18 protein-coding genes and 1 pseudogene are annotated in these 19,946 nt (G+C 38.9%); 5 read left to right on the forward strand and 14 right to left on the reverse strand.

Annotated elements, in window-relative coordinates; genetic code table 11:
• Window positions 1-273 precede the first annotated feature (273 nt).
• From HWQ43_RS29260 to HWQ43_RS29270, 3 genes are all read left to right on the forward strand, one after another.
• Window positions 274-1,092, forward strand: a complete 819-nt coding sequence (locus HWQ43_RS29260) for a Tic22 family protein (protein WP_292740174.1) — start codon at window positions 274-276, stop codon at window positions 1,090-1,092.
• Window positions 1,093-1,117: 25 nt separating this feature from the next.
• Window positions 1,118-2,008, forward strand: coding sequence for a peptide chain release factor N(5)-glutamine methyltransferase (gene prmC, locus HWQ43_RS29265; protein ID WP_292740176.1), 891 nt, complete (start codon window positions 1,118-1,120; stop codon window positions 2,006-2,008).
• Between the two features lie 150 nt (window positions 2,009-2,158).
• On the forward strand, window positions 2,159-2,509 hold the full coding sequence (locus tag HWQ43_RS29270) for a DUF4277 domain-containing protein (protein WP_292740178.1): 351 nt from the start codon (window positions 2,159-2,161) through the stop codon (window positions 2,507-2,509).
• Here the strand turns inward: HWQ43_RS29270 and HWQ43_RS33935 are convergent.
• The 9 genes and pseudogenes from HWQ43_RS33935 to HWQ43_RS29310 form a co-directional block, all read right to left on the reverse strand.
• Window positions 2,490-2,597: pseudogene (locus HWQ43_RS33935) on the reverse strand (hypothetical protein); the annotation flags it as partial. The gene HWQ43_RS29270 and the pseudogene HWQ43_RS33935 sit on opposite strands and share 20 nt — an antisense overlap.
• Window positions 2,598-2,705: 108 nt before the next feature.
• On the reverse strand, window positions 2,706-3,080 hold the full coding sequence (locus HWQ43_RS29275; RefSeq protein WP_292740179.1) for a GtrA family protein: 375 nt from the start codon (window positions 3,078-3,080) through the stop codon (window positions 2,706-2,708).
• A gap of 4 nt (window positions 3,081-3,084) precedes the next feature.
• On the reverse strand, window positions 3,085-4,026 hold the full coding sequence (locus HWQ43_RS29280) for a class I SAM-dependent methyltransferase (protein ID WP_292740181.1): 942 nt from the start codon (window positions 4,024-4,026) through the stop codon (window positions 3,085-3,087).
• A gap of 14 nt (window positions 4,027-4,040) precedes the next feature.
• Window positions 4,041-8,192: an NAD-dependent epimerase/dehydratase family protein gene (locus tag HWQ43_RS29285; RefSeq protein ID WP_292740182.1), complete on the reverse strand. Its 4,152-nt coding sequence runs from the start codon at window positions 8,190-8,192 to the stop codon at window positions 4,041-4,043.
• Window positions 8,193-8,486: 294 nt separating this feature from the next.
• Window positions 8,487-8,699, reverse strand: coding sequence for a hypothetical protein (locus tag HWQ43_RS29290; protein WP_292740184.1), 213 nt, complete (start codon window positions 8,697-8,699; stop codon window positions 8,487-8,489).
• 11 nt (window positions 8,700-8,710) lie between these two features.
• A complete protein-coding gene (locus HWQ43_RS29295; RefSeq protein ID WP_292740186.1) occupies window positions 8,711-9,667 on the reverse strand; it encodes a hypothetical protein in 957 nt (318 codons plus the stop codon).
• Window positions 9,664-10,488 (reverse strand): transketolase, encoded by an 825-nt coding sequence (locus HWQ43_RS29300; protein ID WP_292740188.1) that lies wholly within the window; start codon window positions 10,486-10,488, stop codon window positions 9,664-9,666. The genes HWQ43_RS29295 and HWQ43_RS29300 overlap by 4 nt, the downstream gene beginning before the upstream one ends.
• A 237-nt stretch (window positions 10,489-10,725) precedes the next feature.
• Complete coding sequence (locus HWQ43_RS29305; RefSeq protein WP_292740190.1) at window positions 10,726-10,965, reverse strand: hypothetical protein; 240 nt, start codon at window positions 10,963-10,965, stop codon at window positions 10,726-10,728.
• 56 nt (window positions 10,966-11,021) lie between these two features.
• Window positions 11,022-12,350 (reverse strand): glycosyltransferase family 39 protein, encoded by a 1,329-nt coding sequence (locus HWQ43_RS29310; protein WP_292740192.1) that lies wholly within the window; start codon window positions 12,348-12,350, stop codon window positions 11,022-11,024.
• Window positions 12,351-13,103: 753 nt separating this feature from the next.
• Here HWQ43_RS29310 and HWQ43_RS29315 point away from each other — a divergent pair.
• Together HWQ43_RS29315 and HWQ43_RS29320 are read left to right on the forward strand one after the other, a co-directional pair.
• A complete protein-coding gene (locus HWQ43_RS29315; protein WP_292740193.1) occupies window positions 13,104-13,712 on the forward strand; it encodes an L-threonylcarbamoyladenylate synthase in 609 nt (202 codons plus the stop codon).
• 97 nt (window positions 13,713-13,809) lie between these two features.
• A complete protein-coding gene (locus HWQ43_RS29320; protein ID WP_292740195.1) occupies window positions 13,810-14,751 on the forward strand; it encodes a HAMP domain-containing sensor histidine kinase in 942 nt (313 codons plus the stop codon).
• Here HWQ43_RS29320 and HWQ43_RS29325 read toward each other — a convergent pair.
• The 5 genes from HWQ43_RS29325 to HWQ43_RS29345 form a co-directional block, all read right to left on the reverse strand.
• Window positions 14,714-15,184: a GNAT family N-acetyltransferase gene (locus HWQ43_RS29325; protein WP_292740310.1), complete on the reverse strand. Its 471-nt coding sequence runs from the start codon at window positions 15,182-15,184 to the stop codon at window positions 14,714-14,716. The two genes, HWQ43_RS29320 and HWQ43_RS29325, sit on opposite strands and share 38 nt — an antisense overlap.
• A 341-nt stretch (window positions 15,185-15,525) precedes the next feature.
• Entirely contained in the window at window positions 15,526-15,939 is a 414-nt protein-coding gene (locus tag HWQ43_RS29330) for a hypothetical protein (RefSeq protein WP_292740197.1), read from the reverse strand.
• A gap of 72 nt (window positions 15,940-16,011) precedes the next feature.
• Window positions 16,012-17,001 carry a protein translocase subunit SecF gene (secF, locus tag HWQ43_RS29335; protein ID WP_292740198.1) on the reverse strand — a complete coding sequence of 330 codons (990 nt, stop codon included), beginning with the start codon at window positions 16,999-17,001 and terminating at the stop codon, window positions 16,012-16,014.
• Window positions 16,998-18,410, reverse strand: coding sequence for a protein translocase subunit SecD (gene secD / locus HWQ43_RS29340; protein ID WP_099100380.1), 1,413 nt, complete (start codon window positions 18,408-18,410; stop codon window positions 16,998-17,000). Before secD ends, secF begins: the two co-directional genes overlap by 4 nt.
• A 161-nt stretch (window positions 18,411-18,571) precedes the next feature.
• Window positions 18,572-19,555 (reverse strand): alpha-ketoacid dehydrogenase subunit beta, encoded by a 984-nt coding sequence (locus HWQ43_RS29345; protein WP_292740200.1) that lies wholly within the window; start codon window positions 19,553-19,555, stop codon window positions 18,572-18,574.
• Between the last annotated feature and the right edge of the window lie 391 nt (window positions 19,556-19,946).

The raw sequence follows: 19,946 nt of genomic DNA on the forward strand, positions 1-19,946 counted from the left end.
ATAATAAGCATCTACGGCATTTCGCGGTCAATAGCGAAGCAAAACCTAGAAAAACACAACGTTAGCACAACCAATTTGTGAAAACGATACTATAGCAACTCTAAATAGTTAGGGAACATTGGATTTTGACCGTTGACGCTTAACACTCAACCTCAACGCGCACAATGAATTTTTCACAACTGAAATAGATTGCTATATAACTAAAGCTAGTTGGTGCTGTGCAAATCCAACCATTTGTTTAATTTAATTGGACTATTGATGCGAGGAGCAGTCATGAAATCATTTATTCGCTTAGGCGCAACATTGGGTATAGCTGGCAGTGTATTTTTAACAGGGCTTTCCGGAATAGGCAATCTACCAGGAATGGGCAATCTAGAGGCGATCGCTCTGCCACAAGATCAAATCGTGAAAAAGCTCCAAGAAGTACCTGTATTCACGCTCACCAATCCTAAAGGCGAATTCGTAGTTCTTTCGAGAAACAACGCATCCAAGCCGGTGTCACAAGTGGGATTTTTTATTAGCAAGCAAGATGCTCAAAAATTCCTTGACAATCGGCTCAAAAAAGAAAATCCCCAGTTAGCAAGCACTCTACAGGTTAGACCTTTATCCTTGGCAGACTACTATAAAATAGTCCAAGAAAGCAAAAAGAAATCAGATTCTGTGATTTATACTTTAGTGCCGACGCAACAGCAAGTAGCCTCGGCAACAAGTATGCTCAATCAAAATGGTAAAAAGGGACAGCAATTCAATGGTATTCCCCTATTTGTACCAAAATTTAAGAAAGATAATAGTTATTTGACTATTCCTCTTGCCAAAGGTAATGAACGATACATCCCTTTCTTTTTTGAGAAAGAACAAGCAGTTGCTTTGTTAGAGGAATTCAAAAAAGCCGTACCAAAGGAAGGAGCCAATACTGAAATTCAGGTGGTGGATTTGTACGGCGTTATGGAAGCTCTCAATAGCAGCAGCGATCCTAGTATCAATAAAATTGTTCTGTATCCATCACGGGAGTCGATCAATTTTATTCGCTCCCTTGCGCCAAATCAATCACCAGCAGCCAAGCCAGCTGCTGCCCCCGCTCCGAAAAAATAACGGATATGCGCTCCAAGGTTGAGGTATGGGGGAGAAACATCTGATAGTCTCTGGTTTACAACTTTGGCAGTGGCGGAATGCAGCTCTCGAAGCAGCGATCGCCACTGATGTCCTACCAATGGAAGTAGATTGGTTGCTCCTCGAAGTTGCTGGATTAGACCGCTTGGCACTACGTTTAGAGTCTTTTAAAAACTGGCCGCAAATTCAACTGCAATTGCCGCTAGAAGAGTTAGAACAGTTGTGGCAGAGGCGATTAAATGACCGCTTACCAGTGCAGTACATTGCCGGAGTTACACCTTGGCGTCAGTTTAAAATTGCGGTGTCGAGTGCGGTTTTGATTCCTAGACCAGAGACAGAGTGTTTAATCGATTTAGCTGAAGCATCTACTAGCAATACTTCAGGACACTGGGCCGATTTAGGGACTGGGAGTGGTGCGATCGCCATCGGATTAGCAGATGCCTTGCCAAAAGCTACAATTCATGCTGTTGATTACAGTTTAGAAGCTCTAGCGATCGCTCAAGCCAATGCTGATAATTTGGGTTTTGCTGACCGGATTAAATTTTATCAAGGTTCCTGGTGGGAGCCACTGACATTCCTTAAAGGTCAGTTTAGTGGTATGGTGTCGAATCCTCCCTACATACCCACCAGCACCCTACCTACTTTGAAACCAGAAGTACTTAACCATGAACCACATCTAGCTTTGGATGGTGGCGCTGATGGCTTGGATTGCATTCGCCATTTGGTAGAAATCTCACCTAGTTATTTGCAACCTGGCGGCGTGTGGCTAATTGAGATGATGGCTGGACAGGCCGATGAAGTGCGAGAACTTTTGCAAAATCAAGGTAATTATTGCAATATTCAAATTCATGCTGATTTAGCTGGAATTGAACGCTTTGCCCTAGCTTATAGAAGTTAAGTTTTCCCTGACTGCATTTGGCTATCTCCATTTGTTTGAGCCATTCCAATATCACTCGATTATCATCAATTGCATTGGCAATTTGTCGCAAAAAACTATGTGCTTGTGATATATCTACCGATATTCTGCATCTATATCTAACCTTTATATATGTTTCCTAAATATTTTGAAACAATAGCCTGTGAGCATTTAGTAGGAACAGGAGTAAAACCAGAATATCTCAACGATGATAAACTGGGCAGAGTGATGGATAAACTATTTATTAAAAGACTGGATACCATATTTTTTATTATCGTCTTAAAGGCGGCTAAAAAATTTGGTGTATCACTGTCATCATCACACTTAGACTCATCATCAATTCACGTACATGGGCAGTACAACACCAGTTTACCAGAAGTAATATTTGAGAGTAAAGCAGCACAATCAACTGCTCGTGATAGCTTGAAATCCAATCTCCAATTGCTAAAAATCCTTTATTTCCTGCGGCGATCGCCAATGTGAACAGCGCTAGGCATAAGGGGAGATTATGTTGCTGTCCGGCACGGCGACGGGGGTCTTTTATATCTGCAAAAGCTTTTATAATTTCGATTTCAGAAACAGTAGTAGGAGCAAAAAGCTAGAATTTGCGCTGAATTCTACCATATTGAGCCTTCCTTTAGAATGAAATAGCCCTGGCTAGGCAGCAGGTAATTGAGTTTTATTTATATTTTTTAAAAACAAATATTTTATTTAATGTATATGATATTAACGCCAGAGGAAGTAGAATTAAAGCTCCTGCCATGAAAAGACTAATCTTGTAAATTAGCAATAATTTTATAAAAAATAATTGCAGTGAATAAATAATTGTATAAACTCCTATAAATCTAAAAATTAGAGTATTGCTTTTCTTTTTAAAAACGATAGCTCCAATAGTTTTAAAGTTAAAAAATACCCCGCATATAGTTGATATTAAAGCGGCAATTTCATAGTGGAAATTTAGTAAAATCAGCAAAGCAAATAGCGAATAACCGAAAAGTGTATTTATCCCCCCTACTATCAGAAACCTTATAAATCTTTTTGATAAAAAATGCATAATTTTAATTTAATAACCTTGATATTAAATTTATTTTGCATGGAGATTTTTTGTAGCCAATAACAGCTAGATTACCTGCCGGAATAGAAATCGGCAAATAACCAATTTTTGTTTTTTTTAAAAAAACAATAAAAAGCTGCTTAATCTTTTTAGGTAGTGGAAATAATTTTAACCAGTAATGTAACGGATAGCAATTGAATAATATTTGAGTTTTTATTCTAACAAACCCACTATCTTTTAATAAATACCTAATACTATTTTCAGAAAATAACTGTAGATGTTCAATATCAAAAATAGGAGACTTAGTTTCTAAAATTTTAGCTGAGAGAGCGCGATGATTATGACAAATGAAAAAGACAGCACCCCCATCTTTCAGCATAGCGTAACCATCTTGACACATTTGCTTAGGATCGTACAAGTGTTCTAGGGTTTGAAAAGAGGTAACGAGACTAAAGCTACCCAGTGGAAAATCCCCAACTCTGAAAAGACCATGCTTAATTAAGGGTCGAATTTCATTCTTAGCTGCTAGTATAGGAGCTTTGGAAGGCTCTACTCCAGTAACACGAGTGAATCCTCTACAAAGTAATTCTTCTAAAAATCCTCCATCCCCTGTACCAATATCAATTGCACCATCAAGATTAGGTAGCTGTTGTATAATCTCAGGTAAGAAGCTGCCGTAGGTTCTACTGGCATAACGCGCTTCTTCAGAACTATCAAAGGCAGCTTCATGATAGGCTGTTGCTAAAACATTCTGTTTAGGAATTTGACTAGCATAAAGTAAGTCACAAACTGGGCAAGAAATCAGCCTGTAGTGCATGTATTCAGGCAATTTACGAGATGCAAAGGCAAAGCTATCCAATAGATTGAAATCAAAATCGGCTTTTGCAAAGACTTTGGATTGATTGTTGGAACCACATACAGGGCAAGAACGACTAACCATTTCCATATATTTTCTCCAAGTTAACGATTGATTTTCCAGATAGTTACTTTTTCAGATGAAGTTGGAATAACTTTATTAGAGCTTTCCCAAATAGGCTGCATACAGGCTGGGTCATTTATAAGTAAGGGATGAGTTGAATACTCGATAAGATGGGTTGCTGGCGTTGCCATCAGGAGTCGGCAAAATCGCTCTGATTTAGCTGTTGTCCATAAATCTTTAATAACTTGTCTACGATTATCTGAGGGATAAACTCTCAATGATTGCCGGTCTACAGTATTACCCGCCCCTTCTAAATAAGCAGCTTTTCCACTAATACCACTTAATAAAAAAATCTCATCATCAACATACTTGTTCGTCAATATGACAGAGTTTTGTGGCGTTTTGTCATGAATATAAGTCATAGCCATTCGTTCGTTAGTATTTAAGTTAACTTGCTTGGAAAGTAAGTTAACCATTAAGCGGCTTGGTCTAGCAAGTTGTTGAGCAATAAGAGATAGTACGACAAAAACAACTACAGTACTAATCTGCATGGATATGCTTAAGGATAGGTGAGGCCGGACAAACTGGTAAACTTGATAGAGTCCAGGAATCGCTAGTAAAAATGGATACCAACATGTTGGTAATAGCAGTTGTCCCCCAACTGAATAATTGTCATAATCAGTTGTTAAACATATCGCACCTAAAGTTGACACGACTACCATCCACACAATCAGGCTAGTAAAGAGTAGAAACTCTTGACGTGCTGGTTTGCAGAATAGGTAAACAATATTAATAATAAGCAAAGGAATACCTATCATATTCAAGGCAACAAAAGCAGACATAGATACTATTTGCCAAACCCATTTAAATACTGTCGAGTTATGAATTAAACGGCTTAATAAGTCATAAATTTTTGTAGAAAATGGCCAAGAAGTCATCCAGTTAGTCCAATCTTTGGGATCTGTTAAATTATTAAAGCCTAACTTGAGACTGGTAGTACCACTCAAATAGATAGGAGATTTCATCTCCAAATAAATTAGTAAACTTAAAGTTACAGCAACACCAACAGCAACAAGATATATTCTTTGCCTAGTGCGCTTCCAGCCGTAGGCTGACAGTAACACAAAACCTGGCAGCATTGGTAAAAATACATGAATCCGAAAACGGCTTGTTGCCACCACCATGATTGCAGCAATAATGAGAAGCACATTAACAGGTTGTTTTTTATAGCAACGAATAGAAATGAGCAAAACTCCAAGGAGAATTCCATAAGTGACTAACATCCCACTATACATTTGTGGACTGGTTAGGATCGCTGGCTCTATTCCACTGGAAACATGGGGAAACAAAGTAAAGTAAAAATAGCCAATCTCGTTTTTCACCAAAGGTGGGTATGAGATAGCTGTAATATACATTGTTGCTGTTGCCAGATATGCAGCAACTCTACTTCTAGTCAAAGTTTTGACGATACTATAAAGTGCTAGACACATTCCAATTTCGATAATGATGTAATGATAAACAATGTGTACCCGCAGCATATCTGTCTGACCTGTGAAGCGTGAAAGCAGCATGGTGGTCAGATGGGGAAACATGTGGTAAGCACGTTCAGGTGTTCTTGCTCTTGCAGATTGCTCTAGAGGTGGTACGTGTCTAGCCAATTCGTATGCTTGACCTGTATGGTAATAATGATCTGCATACAGCGTCGATGTATAAGTATTAGTTGTATGGTTATATTTCCAGGCTATTTGGTAGGGAATATTAACTACTAAACTTCCTGCAATTAACAAAGCAAATACCCAGTCAAATAGCTTCCAGCTAAAATATTTAATTTGAATGTTCAACCAATACTTTTTACGAATTGAATAAATGATCAACCCAATAAAAATCGTAACCTGCCCAATATAAAATAAAAATTCAAGCTTAAGTACAGCCAAACCAAAGTAAATTAAAGTTGTTAATGTATAGCTAGCGATCGCACTGAATGTAAAACGAACTATCGGCTCTTCTACTTGTCGCCTTAACAACAGATAAAACAACGCACTCAAAGGCATCCACAGTCCAACTATACCTAAACTAAAGCGCAATAATTCAAACAAATCCCATTCCATTGCTACCAAGTAATAGACTAGAGAAAACAAAGTAATAGTAACGACAATTAGAGTAATAAAACTTGATTTTTTTTGAACTATTTTTTCTGATGTTTCAATCATATTTTTTTCTTTATATTTATTTAATTTTTTAACACTATTATAAGCGGATCTAACTTCTCCATCTTTAATAATTGTGTGACGAATAAAATGGGGTCTTTGCTTAACTTCCTCAAATATCTTGGCAATATACTCAGCAACAATACCAAGACCGAATAGATTAACTGAGCCAAAAAATAAGATGGTAAGCAAAACAGTAGTTATGCCTTTAGGAGCCAAACCAGGAAACAGAATTCGACTAAGAATTTGCATAATTGCTAACAATAGGGTAACTAGTAATAATGTTGTTCCTAGAAAACTGAGAATAGTTAAAGGAGTATAGCTAAAAGACAAAATTCCTTTCTTCGCCCAAGCAATATTTTTTGCTAAATTATTAGTAGTTACACCAAACATTCTTTCTGGTCTTACATAATCTATACCAATCTGTTTAAAACCCACAAATGCTCTTATTCCTCGAAGAAATAAATCTCGCTCAGGAAACTGTAAAATTGCCTGAACTACTTTTTTGTCCATCAAAGAAAAATCTCCTGCATCATGAGGAATTGAAAGATATGAAAAATAATCAAAAATTCTGTAGAAAGCTTTATAGGCAAGCTGCATAAAAAGAGGGGCTTTGCGTTTTGTCCTATTACCATAAACGACATCATATCCTTCACGCCATTTTTCAACAAACTGTTCAATTAATTCTGGTAAATCTTGAAGGTCTCCATCAAGTAAAACACAAGCATTTTTAGTCGCTATTTCCATACCACTTTTGAAAGCAGCTTGAGAGCCAAAATTACGGGAATGAGAAATTCCAATTACTCGTTTATCAATCCGGGAAATTTTCTGAACGACTTCTTCAGTATTATCAGGGCTACAATCATTAACAAAGATAATTTCATAGTCAATATTCAGTTTTATAAATGTCTTTTTTAGACGTTCATACATAATAGGAATCGCTTTATTATCCTTATAACAAGCGATGATAGCTGTTACGCTATATATAATATCTAAGCCAAATTTTTTAGAACTTTGATGATATCTTTCTTTATCTTCTAATCCTTTATACCACTCTGTCGTCTTTAACAGACCATCTTTAAAGCTTGTCTGAGGTTTCCAAAACAAAAGCTCTTGGGCTTTAGTTACATCAGCATACCAATCAATAACATCCCAATGGCGATTTGTCATGGAATTGTAAGTTGGCTCTTTACTAATGTTAAATATCTTACTAGCAAAAATTGCTACGTCACTAATAGTCATTTTTTGACCACTACCAATATTAAATGACTCCCCATAATCTTCCTTTTTTAAGTTCAATGCAGTATCAATAAATGCTTCACAAACATCCTCAATATAGACAAAATCTCTAGAAATACCAGGACTGACAAAATTAGGATATTTGCTCTCAAGCCCGCAGCGAATCAAATTCGGAATTAGCCTCGATGAATCTTCTAGGGCACCATAGACAGAATATAATCTTAAATTCGCGCAAGGCAGTTGCTTTTTCTTTCCATAGAAATACAAGAGATTGGCACAAGCAATCTTAGAGACTGCATAATCACTATTAGGGGCAGGTAGCTCAGTTTCACTAGGGCCAGCAGATTTGTCTCCGTATTCAGAAGAACTTCCAGCATGAACATAACAGGAGATTTGGCGAGAGGCTAGTCGCTCTAAAAGTTTGGCAGTTAGGTTAAAGTTGGTTTGATAGATCAATTGGCTATCCTTTTCAAAGGAATAAGCTCCAAAAGCCACGCAGTTAAATATTGTTCCCGGCTTAGTTTTATCTATTAAAAAATCTAGGTTAGAATCTACTAGCAAATCAACAACAATAACATTCTTCTCACTCAGTCCCTCCAATCGCCAAGCAGGGAAGCGAGAAGTAGTACCAAAGACATCTTCTCTGAGTTTGAGCAATTGCCTCAGTAAATTGGCACCAATAAAGCCACTACCACCGAGAACTAAAATCGGACCCTGTAGCCGCCTAATTTTTTGATCTAAATCCATAAATTACCTCTTCAGTTCTCTAAATGATGCTGGTAGGTCTAAGCCAGATTCTCAATGACGAAAATCGTGTGTAAACGGAGGTATTGTACAATTCATCTCTAAGAGGATGTTTGAAAAGTCTAAATTATTACTAGCCTTGGCGACTAGAAGTCGCGGCTATACAGACAAAACCCACCTGCGTGGGTTAAGAAGCTTGATTTTTCGTTAGTCCGCGTAGGCGGACTTTGTTCGTGTAGCCGCGATTTCCAATCGCCCAAAACTTTTCAAACATCCTCTAAGAGACACCCTGGGCAATCATTTGCTCAACACCACTCTGAGCAATGGCCACCAAACGCGATGAGAGCAACCATCGTCGTCTAGGCGTACAACCACATTCTCCCCAACGGTATTGGCGTACAAAGCACCTCCAATTAATGCCAGATCATGTATGTAAAGACAGCCTGGGAAGAAGCACGATCGCACTGGTACCAGAGGACGAAGAACAATTGAAATCAGACGTTCTGTCATGTTTTAACCTCCTAACCAGAGGTCAGTTTTAACCCACCTCTGGCTGGATAGCTTAATCTTGTATTTCTCTTCAACTCTCTAACAAGGTTCGCAGCATCTAAGCCACATTCTTGACGATGAAAATTCTGAGAGCCATAAAGTCCAGATACATACCCCAAAGCATGGCGGTGCGTAAACTGCGGTGGTGCACAATTCATCTTCAAAAGACAATGGGCAATTATCTGACCAACACTTCCCTGAGCCACATGTTCTTCAACTACGAACAAATGACGTGATTTCTGTAAGTCATCAAGGAAATCTTTTGGGATTTTAGCCGCCTCTATTGGCAATTCAGTTAAAACCCAGATGTCTGGACGATCGCACTCACTCAATTGCTTCGCCGCCTCAAGGATACTTCCAGCCAAGGGACCAACGACTAAAATCGTGGCTCCTTTACCCCTCATCAATCGCCGCCATGAAGAATACTTCGGAAGCTCTAAATCCTTTGGCTTTTCACACCTACCGAGGCGTAAATAAGCAGGATGCTCAAAGTTAGTAAGCTGATTGATAATTTCTGGAACGTCTGCGGCAAAAGCCGGCACAAAGACATGCATATTGCTCAGACAGAGCATAGTTCCATAGTCTTCAAGTGCATGATGTGTTGCTCCCATAACTCCATAGCCATAACCACCTCCATTACCAACCAGCCGCACAGGGAGATCATGCATACAGACATCATTACGGATTTGCTCAAAAGGTCGGGCATAAACAAAGGGAGCAATACTATAAACCCAAGGTTGAAAACCTTCTTGAGCTAAACCTGCAGCCGCAGATACCATATTTTGTTCTGCTACACCTGCATTGATAAAACGTTCGCCCAAACTCTCTTGTAAAGGTTCTAGAGCTTTGTATCCCAAGTCACCACTGAGAAATACTAACTTAGGATTAGTCGCACACTTGACAAGGGTTTCACAAAAGATGTTTCTCATATCCCTACCTCTTTTAGCGCCTGTTGATACTGCACTGAAGTCATTGGTAGATAGTGCCACTCCATCTTGTTCTCCATAAAGGAAACACCATTCCCCTTTTTGGTATGAGCAATAATGACGTGAGGCTTGTTGGGAGTAGATGAAAAAGCTTCTACAATCGCATCTAGATTGTGACCATTAATCTCAGTTACAGCACAACCAAAAGCACGAAACTTGTCTGCCAATGGCTCTAAATTAGCTACTTCTTGCGTAGTCCCAAAGCCTTGTAACCCATTACAGTCAATAATCATTATTAATTGATGCAGCTTTTGATGCACTGCAAAAATTAGAGCTTCCCAATTAGAACCTTCATTCCATTCACCATCTGACAGTAAACAAAAGATCCTCCCTGATTCACTCTTTAGCTTCTTTGCTAGAGCTAATCCATTGGATAAAGACAAGCCATGACCTAAACTTCCTGTAGCAAAAATAATTTCAGGTATCCAACCGGCAGGGGGATGTCCACTTAGCTTTGTGCCATCTTGATGAAACTTTTGTAGATATTCATCACTTAAGTGCCCTAAAGACCATAATGTAACATAGAGTGCTCCAGCAGCATGACCTTTAGAGAGAACAAATGCATCGCCTTCGTTCAAAACTTTGTGGTATAAAACCATTACTAAATCTAGTGATGACAAGTTACCGCCAATATGACCAACACTACTTTCAAAGTGCATCCTAAGTAACCTTACCTTAGCTTGCCGAATAATCTCTGTAAGAGGTTTTTTAGTATTTTCAGGCGCTGTGAGCAAAACTATATTGGGATTAAATGTATTAATCATTTTGTCCAGTTTGTTGAGTTTCATAATCTTCAAATAGATCGTTAGGGAGTTCAAAATTAATCAGTTTATTTTGACTTTTCAATCATAATTTTTACCAAAAATGCAATAATTGCAGAAATTCAACTTAAATATTGCGACAATATTCATGAGACACTTAAGATTAAATAGTATGAAAGTAAGAGTCAAGCTAAAAGCTGATCATCACTCAAAATATTAACTAATGAGGTTAGAGATAACTTATATTTCAGTCTCTTCCGGAACACTAATGTATATCATCGCCAGACTGTCATTACTTAACCTACTTAACCATGGAACTTCACCAGATAACCAAGTCTTACTAAAAATAACTTTGTAGCCAGGTAGGTGAAGATCTTTATCTGAAAGTATGACTGCCTTTTTTGTATTAATTATTTGCTGGATTCTTTTTGCTTCTTCAGGATATGCCTGTTCGATTAAGGGGAAATAAATTGATGCCATTTGAACTTTTGGCAAATTATTAATTATCATTGCAACAGGATCTAACGTATAGTTAATTATGTAATGTGAATGGTCGAATTTTGATATATGTCTCGATAGAAATTATAGTATTCTGGCTTCAGAAGTTTTCCTTTAAAAATACTAATTTCTGTCGAAATAACTCCTTTACCCATCAAAATATCTAATCTCCAAGGAGTATAAACAGCGCTTGTTGGTGAGGCTGAGAAGATAAGACTATTTGCCAAAATAAAACAAATAGAAATTAATGGTAAAAGTATAATTATTTTAATCTTGCGACCAAGCCGTTGAGATGTTTGAATAACGGAATAAATAATGACTCCTACGCCGAGGGATGAACCATTGATTAGTCTAAAAAAATCATATGAGTGAATTGCATTTAAGTATCCAAAAAGAGTAACTAGACAAAATTCCATTACAATAGCTTCATTTGGAGCTAAATTTTTATTCAAAAACATTTTTTTTAAGAAATAAAATAGTGTTACAAAATTCCAACAAAAGATGATTGTAAAGAAAATCATTCTAGAGTCATGTACATCATCTACAAATGTAATAAATATTGATTTAAATAAGTTTGGTAAAAAGTTTGAAATTGTTAATTCATGTTTAGATTGTAACGTCATAATTTGATTTTGAATCCAAAAGTCATCCAGAAGACTATTAGAGAATAAAAATAACGAGATCGGAAATAGAAACCCCAAACAAAAAAATAAAAGTCTTGAATTAGTAGTTTTTTTAGTATTTTTTTGAAAAATAATTTCGTAAATAAAAAAAAATACAAAGGGAGGTAATATAGCTTGAAATGATGTATATCTACATAATAAAGATAATCCTAATAATAGTCCCGATCCAAACACATTTTTATTATTTTTTTTACTAAAAAACATTAGAATTGACAATAAAAAAAATGTATAGCAGAAGTAATTTGACCAGGGAAATACAATATATCCATTTAAAAGAAAGATTAAAAGAGTTGAAAAGAATGCTGCATATTTCGGCAGAAATTGTAAAAAGAGTTGATATGACAAAAAAAGACTGAATGAATAAAATATACCAGTAGCTATCCCTATAGATATCAACCTCTCTCCAAATAAAGTTAGAGAAAGACTCTGAATCCAAGTTGTCATAATTCCATAAGCAGGGAATGTTTCTTTATAAGGAATTAAACCTCTTTTTAGATCGAGAGCTTGTACATACATAAATCCCCAATGATGGCTATCATAATTAAGAATTGATTCAATCCAGCTAAATCCAAAACTTAAGCAGCAAATCAGCAATACTGAAAAATCAAAAATTCTGCCATTTCTAAAATTGATAAATTCAAATTTTTGTTTGTATTGGTTAGAAATTACGTCAGTAGTCGTCATGTTTATACACTCCCTAATTTTTCCAAACTACGCATTATTGCCAAGAAAGTTCAGTGACTGCTAAAACAGACTCTGTTTAACAGAATTAAACGTTCAATATCGAGTCAAACAACACACACAAGTATTGAAAAATTATCAATAAGCGAATCGATAGCACTCCAGGGATGAAGTATAGCTTCATCCCTCAATTCCGGCTAAATTTAAATTCTTACGAATGATTGTAAGGTTTTTAGTACTTCTTAACGCTTAAATAGGTGAGCATAAATAATTAAAAACTTGTAGTAAGCTTTGAAGCGCTTAAGCGCTTCAAAGCTTACTACAAGCAATTTTCGTAATTTGGTTTATTCTCGCCTATAGACTTAAATATAATGACAACATATACAATTTAGCAAGCGAAGATTAATAGAAAATTATTATTAATAACTTCAGTAGATATCAATTTTAAGCGCTTTAAATTATTTCTAACTTTTGATAGATGTTAAAATAAGGATTTTTTCATGGGGGAGAGCATCTGTGTATCAGAGTTGCATCTAAGATTTAAGGGTAATTTGGGATTACCCCACGATCGCATCTCTCACAACATTTAAGCGAGTAACTGAATTGCTGTGCTATTGGGACGGGTGAGGACACCCGTCCCATATTCACGGTGGGCAAGGATACTCACCCCACAAGATAGATAATTTTTTGGGAAGTTATTTAAAAGTTATATTTCTTTATATATATTGAATTATTCTCGCCGACTTACTTAGTAAGATGACGCAAGTTTCCCTCACAGACCTGATAGCTGGTGCACGCGCTGGCTTGTTGGTGAGCTTTCCCACCGATACTGTTCCTGCACTTGCAGCGATACCAGAAGAAGCAGCATTAATTTTTGCAGCGAAGCAACGCAGTCAAGACAAACCTTTGATTTTGATGGCAGCTAGTGCTGAAGATTTGTGGCCGTATGTCAAGGGTAGTGAGAATGAATATAAAGTTTGGCAAAAATTAGCAGATAAATATTGGCCAGGAGGACTGACATTAGTTTTGCCAGCGAGCGATCGCTTACCAAAAGTTATGAATCCCATCGATCCCACAACAATTGGGATTCGAGTACCAAACAGTGCGATCGCTCAAACTATTTTGGCGCAAACAGGCCCTCTTGCCACCACTAGCGCCAATTTTTCTGGTCAGCCGCCTTTGCAAACAATGACAGAAATTGAGACTCAGTTTCCCCAGGTTCTGACTTTAGCAACGACAGAATACCAGGGTGAAATACCAGGGATGGGTATACCTTCCACTGTTGCTAAATGGACAGGGATAAATTGGCAAATTTTGCGACAAGGTGCGATTAAGTTAGATTTATCGAGTGATAACCAAGTATAGGTAGCTATAATGTTGTTTTCGTGGTCTTAACAACAGAGAAATCTGAAACTTTAGTTTGCGCTGTTGTACTTAATTAGCAAATTAATAATTGCCAGATATGAATTGGAGCAACTGGATATATATAGGAGCAGGAATAGCATTAGGTATGGTTTTCCGTCAGATATTAGGGCGATGGCTACGCCCAAAGCAGGCATCGCCAAATGTTTCATCTAGCTCATCCCCAGTAGCGCCATTAGCTCAACAGGATATGTCACTAATATCACAACAGCTACAGCAAACACAGCTGGCATACCTGATGGCAAGGGAAATGAGTCAGTTTAAAGCTGGTTTTTTGGCGCGGACTACCCATGAATTGCGATCGCCTTTTAATGGTTTGATTGGCTTACATCAGTTAATTTTGTCAGATTTATGTGAAAATCCAGCTGAAGAGCGAGAATTTATTGCCCAAGCTCACGAGCGAACGCTGAAGTTGCTGAAGCTCATGGATGAAATTCTTAACGTTGCAAGAGCTGAACACGGCACCAATAAATTAGATATTCAGCCCAGACCCTTAGCCGAAATTTTAGATGAGGTTCATGGCTTAACTTATATGCTGGCGGCAAATCGCAATTTTCCCTTGCAATTATTACCCACCGAACCAGAAATTTATGTTTTGACAGATTACCTCTGGCTCCGCCAAGTATTGATAAGTTTAATAGACACTGCCATTACTCAGATGGAGGAAGGCAGCATTTGTATTTCCAGTAGCGCTCTACCTACAAACAATTTTGTCAACATTTGGCTAGATTTACCAACTCATGCTGTACCTTGGAGCGAGCCGATTGATTTGCTCAAATTTGAAGATCGGTTGACTCAGATTGACCAAAAAAACGCTGTTCTTTCCCCAGGAATGAGGCTATTAATCAATCAGACTCTGGTGGAAGTTATGGGAGGAAAGTTAGAAATATTGCCTTTGACCATTGTGAAGGAACCACTTCAACAGCTTACCAGACTACAAATCTCTATCCCCCTAGTGATTCCTGAAGCTGAACTTCTGTAGCAGAAACGAAAGCATGGTTAGCTTGATTGTGTAGCACCATAGTAGTAGTGCTGTTGGTTTGAAAACCAATCTTTTCGTAGAAACCTTGGTGGTGAGTAGTCATTAAGTAAATACGCTCAACCCACTTCATACGGGGATGTCTCAAAACAGTTTCGACTAAATTGCTTCCCAAGCCACTATGTTGATACTCTGGATGAATCACAACATCCCAAATTGTGGCGCGATAGATGCCATCAGATGTTGCTCTTGCAAAGCCAATGAGTCGATCGCGATCGCAAACAGAAATTACTGGCTCACTATTGGCAATGGCTATACCTAAATCCTCAATACTGCGTCCCTTTGCCCAGAAAGCTGAAACGTTTAACAGTTCTTGGAGTTGGTAAAGGTCAATTTTAGACTTGCGATCGCTAAATTTAATCTGAAGATCGTTCATGTATGGCATCCACTTTTGGCAGTATCTTTGAGCAGACATTTGGTGAAATTAAATATGCATGATCCAGAAATCTTGTAGAGACTTAGCACTGCTACGTCTCTACAAGATTTTTCAGCAGATGTCTAGTACAATGTCTAAGCTAGTAATGAAAAGTTTGTAGTAAGCACTTTAGTGCTGAGAAAATTAAGGACTAAAGTCCTTACCCAACGGGAAAGTTAGTCGCTCATGGGGGAAACCCCCAAGACCACGCTAACTCACTACGAACTTGCTTACCCATCAATTTAAACTTTGAGTTAAGTCATATTTTGCTATAAATTGCTGTACGTGTAGAGAAAGAAAATTTAATGACAAACCCACTTCCATAGAGGATGAGTTGCTCCCTGTTGACGTATCCGATAAACTTGTTTTTCTAAACGTTGTTTTTCCTGCTGTGGTAGTCCGAGTAGAATATTCCGGCTTTGCCAAACTAAAACAGCGGCAGTCATCCCAAAACAAAAGGCTAGACCGAAGGTAGACAGCGGATGGTAGAATAATCCAAATCTCACTGCCACCCAGGTAAAATATTGTTGCCACAGAACAATTTCTCCACGTAGACCCCACAAGGAGACAGGCGCAATAGTCAGCCATAAACAGCCCACAAACAGCCACCTGCCATATACTGTTAGCTGATGTAGCCTTTGTACTTGTTGAGCAAACGATGGGTCAGATTTCTCCAAGTCTGGGACAGTATTTAATGGTTCTTCCGGTTGATCCATAGGGGAATAAGAGTGCAAGGCGTGGATGAGCAATTCAAAATGCTTTCACCCAATTGTGAAATATACACAAGTTTAACTATCCTGGGAACTGGGAGATGTATCAATCGAATCAGGGTTGTCTAACACCTGGGATTCCCCTTTACGCTCTCGCCACCAAGTTAGAAGAGTACTGGCGATGAAAATACTCGAATAAGCTCCCATTGTGAAGCCAACAATCAAAGCAAGGGAAAAGTATTTCAGTGTTTCCCCGCCAAATAGAAAGATTGCAGATAATGTCAGTAATACGGTTAAGGTAGTGTTGATCGATCTTGTCAATGTTTGGTTAACCGCATCATCTACAATTTCGGCAATCGGCTGTTCGGGATGGATTTTAAGGGTTTCCCGAATGCGATCGTAAATCACTACTGTATCGTTGACTGAAAAACCTGTGATCGTAAGTAAGGCGACGATAAAAAGGCTATCTACTTCGATGCCCGCCACCAAACCCAAAATTGAAAAAGCCCCTACTGTGATCAAGATATCGTGGAATAGGGCAACGATCGCAAACACAGCATAATCTAACTGGAAGCGGAAAGTCATGTAGATAGTAATACCGATGAAGGAAACTATCAGAGCTAACATCCCAGATGTAAACAGTTCTTTTCCCAAGGTGGGGCCAACAGAGTCAATCTGGTTCTTTTGTGGGTCAAAAACGCCGATTTCTTCGCTCAAAGCGTTTTGTAATTTGGTACGCTGATCGACACCCAAATCTTTTGACCGAATTAGTACACCATTTTCTACACCATTTTCTGAGACAAGTTGGATACTGCTATCACCTAGTCCCTGTGCTTTTGCTACTTCCCGGACAGCGTTGATATCAATTGGTTTGTCGCAGTTACCGGGTTTGGTGCAATCTCGGACAAATTGCAACCGCGTACCACCGATAAAATCTAAACCGGGGCGTAAGGGAGAACGAATATTCGGTTGTTGCCAAGAAATCACCATTGAGATGATACCAGCGATGATGATAGCAGCAGAAATACTCCACCAAAGCGATCGCGATTTATTAATACTTAGTTTCATTGAGTCACCTCTGCCTTATTCGATGCTGGCAGGTTTGGACAGAAAAGTTCTGTCTTCCGCAAGGAGTGAATTGAAATTGCCAAAAATAGCAATGTCCGACTACAGGTAATTGCGGTAAACATACTCACAGCTACCCCCAAAGCTAAGGTAAGAGCAAAGCCTTTGACTAAACCAGACCCCAGCCAAAACAGGGCAGCGCAAGCAATCCATGTAGTGACGTTGCTATCTAAAATACTAGAAAATGCTCGGTAAAAACCAGATTCCACGGAACGATACAGAGATTTACCCGCCCGCAATTCTTCCCGCGTCCGTTCAAAAATTAGCACATTGGCATCAACTGCCATCCCAATACTGAGAATAAAACCAGCAATTCCTGGCAAAGTCAGGGTAACGCCCAACAAAGCAAAGGTTGCCCAAGTTAAGAGGGAGTAGATCACTAGTGATACATCCGCAATCAATCCTGGTAGTCGATAGTAAACCACCATGAATATTAATACTAAAGTCAAACCACCGACTCCAGCATAAATACTACTTTGAATGCTATCTTTACCCAAGGTTGCTCCGACTGTCCGCCTTTCTGCGATTTCTACTGGTACGGGTAATGCGCCACCGCGTAACTGCACGCCTAAGTCATTGGCTTGCTGGGCGGTAAAACGTCCTGTAATCACGGCAGAACCACCAGTAATGCCAGTAGCGGCAAATTCTATACCCACGGTGGGAGCGCTAATCAGTTCATTGTCCAGAAAAACACCAATACTACGCCCAGTACCGGCGAGATTTTTCGTCAAATTGGCAAACAGTTCACCACCCTTTTGGTCGAAGCGAATAGCAACATTCCAGTTGTTACCTTGAGTGGGTTCACCATAGGCATCCTTGAGGTATTTGCCAATTAGCGGTGGATCAGTGCTTTCAAACAATTCTGCGATCGCTTGATTATTTTTTTGTAAGTCTTCTTGATTCTTGACAATTGCCGCTTTGTCGGTACTCTTTCTTAATTCTTCTTGCTTAAATTTCAATTCGGCTCTTGATGCTTGAAAAGCAAGCAGTTGAGTTTCTGTATTCGCCTTTTGGGTACGAAATTCTAACTGTGCTGTACCCCCTAGCACCCGTTCAGCTTGTTCTGGATCGTTGACTCCTGGTAGTTGCACCAGTATTTTATCTGCGCCGACTGTTTGGATTACTGGCTCAGAAACACCTAAACCATTAATCCGGCCTTCGACAACTTTCTTCACACCTTCTAATTCTCGTTCGGTGATTTTGGGAATATCCGCTGATGGTTTCACCTGAATTGTGAGCTGTGAACCTCCGCGCAAGTCCAGCCCCAAGGGTATCGGAATTGTGGCAATCACCGTAATAGCGGCGATTATCAGGACTAAAATCAAAACTAATAGCGATCGCTGTCTTTGCATACCATAACTCGCAACTGACAAACGCTATAATAGCGCTCTTTTGAGGAGTTATGAGTCAGGAGTTGAGAGTTAGGAGTTAGTAGTTGAGAGTTAGAAGTTAGGAGTTGTAAATTCAATATTGAATTCTTAACTCCTCACTCCTAACTTTTAACTCCTAACTTTTAAACTCGTAACGCCACCATTTTTTCCACAGCTTCTACGATTTGCTCTGGTTGGATGATTGTTAGTCGTTCCAGATTGCCGTTGTAAGGTGTGGGAATATCTTGGGAAGAAAGGCGGAGTACTGGCGCATCCAATTCATCGAATAAGCGATCATTTATTGAGGCGATGACTTCTGCTCCAATACCCGCAGTGCGCATCGATTCTTCCACAACAATGACTTTATGGGTTTTACGTATTGATGCACCAATGGTATCAAAATCTAATGGTTTGAGGGATATTAAATCGATAACTTCTGGATCGTATCCTTGTTTTGCAAGAGTTTTTACCGCTTGTAGCACATGATGCCGCATTCGGGAATAAGTGATAATTGTGACATCTTTCCCCTCACGCACAATTTCTGCTTTATCTAGTGGTAGTAAATATTCTTCTTCTGGTAAATCTTCTTTCAAGTTGTAAAGCAAAACGTGTTCAAAGAACAATACTGGATTATCATCGCGGATAGCGGATTTCAGCAGTCCTTTAGCATTTCTTGGTGTGGAGCAAGCAACAATCTTCAACCCTGGCACAGCTTGAAAGTAGGTTTCTAGGCGCTGGGAATGTTCTGCGCCTAGCTGCCGTCCTACACCTCCAGGGCCGCGAATTACCATCGGAATTTTAAAGTTACCGCCAGAAGTATAGCGGAGCATCCCAGCGTTGTTGGATATTTGGTTGAAGGCGAGCAGTAAAAAGCCCATGTTCATGCCTTCAATGATCGGACGTAACCCAGTCATTGCGGCTCCCACAGCCATCCCAGTAAAGCTATTTTCAGCGATGGGGGTGTCTAGAATGCGGAGTTCGCCATATTTTTGGTACAGGTCTTTGGTAACTTTATAGGAACCGCCGTAGTGTCCAACATCTTCACCGAGAACAAATACGCTGGAATCACGCGCCATTTCTTCATCAATGGCTTCCCGTAAGGCGTTGAAGAATAGTGTTTCTGCCATTTAGACCTTTTAGTACGATTATGGTTTTAGAATTTTATCGTGCTGCTGTCGCAAATACAGTGAGCGATCGCACTAGTTAGAGATTGGGTTTTTTAAACGAACTGCCCCAAACATAGAGCGAGTAATTGCCATAACTATATCAAAGCTAGTTAATTTCGATTTTAGATGTTTTATGAGCGATCGCCTGAGACTCTAGCAAATGCGGCTGATTTATCTATGTAAAAAAATCGCTAATTAAGTATAATAGTTACTCAGTAGTTTCCGATTGAAAGATACTAAATTACTCCAATCACACTAGTACCGCAAGGCGGAATTCAAAATTCAAAATTAATACAGCGTAAGCGTTTCATTAGTTTGGAATGGGTGGTTTATTTACGCCGTACTCTACTAG

Origin of the sequence: Nostoc sp. JL31 (genome assembly GCF_017114965.1) — a bacterium.
GTDB classification, from domain to species: Bacteria; Cyanobacteriota; Cyanobacteriia; order Cyanobacteriales; family Nostocaceae; genus Nostoc; species Nostoc punctiforme_A.

Bases quoted from the DNA above. Each gene is read 5' to 3' on its own strand.
- HWQ43_RS29260 (WP_292740174.1), top strand. From the start codon at position 274: ATGAAATCATTTATTCGCTTAGGCGCAACATTGGGTATAGCTGGCAGT.
- prmC (WP_292740176.1), top strand. From the start codon at position 1,118: ATGGGGGAGAAACATCTGATAGTCTCTGGTTTACAACTTTGGCAGTGG.
- HWQ43_RS29270 (WP_292740178.1), top strand. From the start codon at position 2,159: ATGTTTCCTAAATATTTTGAAACAATAGCCTGTGAGCATTTAGTAGGA.
- HWQ43_RS29275 (WP_292740179.1), bottom strand. From the start codon at position 3,080: ATGCATTTTTTATCAAAAAGATTTATAAGGTTTCTGATAGTAGGGGGG.
- HWQ43_RS29280 (WP_292740181.1), bottom strand. From the start codon at position 4,026: ATGGAAATGGTTAGTCGTTCTTGCCCTGTATGTGGTTCCAACAATCAA.
- HWQ43_RS29285 (WP_292740182.1), bottom strand. From the start codon at position 8,192: ATGGATTTAGATCAAAAAATTAGGCGGCTACAGGGTCCGATTTTAGTT.
- HWQ43_RS29290 (WP_292740184.1), bottom strand. From the start codon at position 8,699: ATGACAGAACGTCTGATTTCAATTGTTCTTCGTCCTCTGGTACCAGTG.
- HWQ43_RS29295 (WP_292740186.1), bottom strand. From the start codon at position 9,667: ATGAGAAACATCTTTTGTGAAACCCTTGTCAAGTGTGCGACTAATCCT.
- HWQ43_RS29300 (WP_292740188.1), bottom strand. From the start codon at position 10,488: ATGATTAATACATTTAATCCCAATATAGTTTTGCTCACAGCGCCTGAA.
- HWQ43_RS29305 (WP_292740190.1), bottom strand. From the start codon at position 10,965: ATGGCATCAATTTATTTCCCCTTAATCGAACAGGCATATCCTGAAGAA.
- HWQ43_RS29310 (WP_292740192.1), bottom strand. From the start codon at position 12,350: ATGACGACTACTGACGTAATTTCTAACCAATACAAACAAAAATTTGAA.
- HWQ43_RS29315 (WP_292740193.1), top strand. From the start codon at position 13,104: ATGACGCAAGTTTCCCTCACAGACCTGATAGCTGGTGCACGCGCTGGC.
- HWQ43_RS29320 (WP_292740195.1), top strand. From the start codon at position 13,810: ATGAATTGGAGCAACTGGATATATATAGGAGCAGGAATAGCATTAGGT.
- HWQ43_RS29325 (WP_292740310.1), bottom strand. From the start codon at position 15,184: ATGAACGATCTTCAGATTAAATTTAGCGATCGCAAGTCTAAAATTGAC.
- HWQ43_RS29330 (WP_292740197.1), bottom strand. From the start codon at position 15,939: ATGGATCAACCGGAAGAACCATTAAATACTGTCCCAGACTTGGAGAAA.
- secF (WP_292740198.1), bottom strand. From the start codon at position 17,001: ATGAAACTAAGTATTAATAAATCGCGATCGCTTTGGTGGAGTATTTCT.
- secD (WP_099100380.1), bottom strand. From the start codon at position 18,410: ATGCAAAGACAGCGATCGCTATTAGTTTTGATTTTAGTCCTGATAATC.
- HWQ43_RS29345 (WP_292740200.1), bottom strand. From the start codon at position 19,555: ATGGCAGAAACACTATTCTTCAACGCCTTACGGGAAGCCATTGATGAA.